Raw genomic sequence first — 792 nt, 5'->3', positions numbered from 1 at the left:
AACAAGACAAAACGTACCTGTTAATTCAGTTTTTAAAAATCGCACAGCGATGTGCGTAGTCAGTCAAACTACTTTATCGGAGAGTTTGATCCTGGCTCAGGACGAACGCTGGCGGCGTGCCTAATACATGCAAGTCGAGCGGACAGATGGGAGCTTGCTCCCTGATGTTAGCGGCGGACGGGTGAGTAACACGTGGGTAACCTGCCTGTAAGACTGGGATAACTCCGGGAAACCGGGGCTAATACCGGATGGTTGTTTGAACCGCATGGTTCAAACATAAAAGGTGGCTTCGGCTACCACTTACAGATGGACCCGCGGCGCATTAGCTAGTTGGTGAGGTAACGGCTCACCAAGGCAACGATGCGTAGCCGACCTGAGAGGGTGATCGGCCACACTGGGACTGAGACACGGCCCAGACTCCTACGGGAGGCAGCAGTAGGGAATCTTCCGCAATGGACGAAAGTCTGACGGAGCAACGCCGCGTGAGTGATGAAGGTTTTCGGATCGTAAAGCTCTGTTGTTAGGGAAGAACAAGTGCCGTTCGAATAGGGCGGTACCTTGACGGTACCTAACCAGAAAGCCACGGCTAACTACGTGCCAGCAGCCGCGGTAATACGTAGGTGGCAAGCGTTGTCCGGAATTATTGGGCGTAAAGGGCTCGCAGGCGGTTTCTTAAGTCTGATGTGAAAGCCCCCGGCTCAACCGGGGAGGGTCATTGGAAACTGGGGAACTTGAGTGCAGAAGAGGAGAGTGGAATTCCACGTGTAGCGGTGAAATGCGTAGAGATGTGGA

1 rRNA gene is annotated in these 792 nt (G+C 53.5%); it reads left to right on the top strand.

What is annotated here, in order from left to right:
• Positions 1-73: 73 nt before the first annotated feature.
• Positions 74-792 (top strand): 16S ribosomal RNA (locus tag E8M83_RS24075); the annotation flags it as partial.

It is taken from the genome of Massilia sp. HP4, from assembly GCF_005222695.1.
Taxonomy (GTDB): Bacteria; Pseudomonadota; Gammaproteobacteria; order Burkholderiales; family Burkholderiaceae_D; genus Telluria.
This window is presented reverse-complemented; position numbering and strand designations above follow the sequence as displayed.